This window comes from Micromonospora sp. MP36, assembly GCF_008119785.1.
GTDB lineage: Bacteria > Actinomycetota > Actinomycetes > Mycobacteriales > Micromonosporaceae > Micromonospora.
The window spans coordinates 1-1,804 of record NZ_VSFA01000241.1 but is presented as its reverse complement, the minus strand read 5'-3'; the positions used below and the strand labels follow the sequence as shown (position 1 = coordinate 1,804).

At 67.4% G+C, this 1,804-nt stretch carries 3 protein-coding genes; all 3 read right to left on the bottom strand.

The genetic code is table 11. From position 1 onward, the window contains the following. Window positions 1-102: 102 nt before the first annotated feature. The gene (locus FXF52_RS40940; RefSeq protein WP_148805006.1) at window positions 103-759 is read right to left on the bottom strand and encodes a pentapeptide repeat-containing protein; all 657 of its coding nucleotides are present in this window, start codon (window positions 757-759) and stop codon (window positions 103-105) included. 73 nt (window positions 760-832) lie between these two features. Then, window positions 833-1,015, bottom strand: coding sequence for a multiple cyclophane-containing RiPP AmcA (amcA, locus tag FXF52_RS40935; RefSeq protein ID WP_148805005.1), 183 nt, complete (start codon window positions 1,013-1,015; stop codon window positions 833-835). Continuing rightward, window positions 1,012-1,804: radical SAM protein (locus FXF52_RS40930; RefSeq protein WP_148805004.1), on the bottom strand; the 793-nt coding region annotated here is incomplete at its 5' end. The genes FXF52_RS40930 and amcA, both read right to left, overlap by 4 nt.

The window sequence follows — 1,804 nt, the reverse complement described above, 5'->3', positions numbered from 1 at the left end:
CAGCACCCTCCGTCACCACCGAATGTGAGACAGGGCCGTTAACTTGACACTCCCATGCCGTCCGGGGCCGATGGCGTCAGCCGCCACGGTGCTCTATTGGAGTCAGTCGCTGCGCACGGTGAGGCCCAGGGCGTCGATGGCCAGCTGGGTGAGGTCAGGAAGTTGGTCCTCTGTGATGCCCTGCAGATTCGCGAGGGGTGCCTTCATTCCTTGGAGGCGGCTGCCACGCAGGTCGGCACCGCCAAGGTGGCAGGAGTCCAGTTCCAGGCCCGCGAGGTCGCATGACCGCAGAGCCATGCCGGGAAGACGGCAGGAGGAACAGGTGGCGTTGGCGAGGCTGCAGTCGGTGAAGGCGACCGAGCCGGCGGCAGTGACGCGCTGGAGTGTGGCGTAGTCGAAGCGGCAGCCGTCGAACAGGACGTCCTTGAGGCGGACGTCGGTGAGTCGGGTGCCGGTGAACCGTGAGCCGGTGACGGCGCACCGTTCGATGGTGATGCCGGTCAGGGTCGCGCCGGAGAGATCGGTACGGGTGATCTCGCAGCCGTAGATGCTGCCGGCTTCCCATGTGCATTCACTGAGGTCACCACCGGTGATCCGGCTGCTCCGGGCGCTGATCCCTTCGATCTGCGCACCGCGCCAGGACGCGCCCTCGACGAGGGCCTCGGTGAGGCCGTCGTCCAGGTCAGACGCGCTGTCGAGATCGTCCGGATTGAGGTCCGGCAGCAGGATCTTCACTTCGCCGACTGAGGTGGTACGCATATGTCCTCCACCTTTGTGTGCGCGGGGTGGGCGCGCCGACCCGCGTATCCGATCGTTTCCGCGTGTCGGCGGGCTACTTCTTCTTGTTCCAGTTGTCCCAGCCGGGTCGGCTGTCGAACTTCCCCCGATTGTCCCAGGTAGGCCGATTGTCGAACTTCGCCGCATCGATCGACGCTACCGACCGATCCGGGTCGACGCCGAGGCGGGCGAGCTGCTCGGATGTGGCGTTGACGAGGATCGCCAGGGTGCTGGTCATGGTGCTCCTCCTTGAGGGGTGAGGTGGTCCGCGGCGGCGCGGACGAGGGCTTGCCTGCTGGTTCGGCAGTAGGCGGTCTCGCAGGCTGTGAAGGTGTGGTGCTCGAAGTAGCGGTTGCCGGCCTGGGCGCCACGGCAGAAGTCGTAGTAGGCGCAGTGGTCGGCGCAGCCGTTGAGGGCGGTCACGAACTCGGCGACGTGGCGGAGGTCGCCGGCGCGGGCGAGCATGGCGGTGATCGGCTCGTCGAGGACGTTGCCCGCGATGAAGTCGCCGTATCGCGGGTCGGTGATGCCGAGCAGCTCCGGTGACAGCAGCACCACCTGCCCGTCCCAGGAGACGGTGGGGATCGGCTCGTAGGGAGCGTGGTCGACGTGCCCGGCGCGGGCAGCGGCGAGGTAGTCGACCAGCCGGTCCAGGTCGCGGATCCGCAGCGGGCTGCCGTCGACACGGCGCTGGACGAGGCGGTCCCAGAACCGGTACGCGGCCTCCTCAGACACCGGCGTCCGGTCGGCGCCCTCCTGCTCCTCGATGTTGAACCCCACCGACTGGCAACCTGGCAGACCGGTGAAGAAGTCAACGAGGGCATCCGCGTAGTCGATGGTCTCCGGCGTGGCGACGCAGATCACCGAATACGCCAGACCAGCGTCTGCCAAGATCTGAGTCCCCCGAAGGGTCCGGCTGTCCGTTGGGTTGCCGGCCCGGTCGAGACGGTTACGGTTCAGGACGCCGGGCCCGTCGATGCTGACGCCAATGTCGAACTCGTAGGCGGCGAACAGCTCGCACCACCGC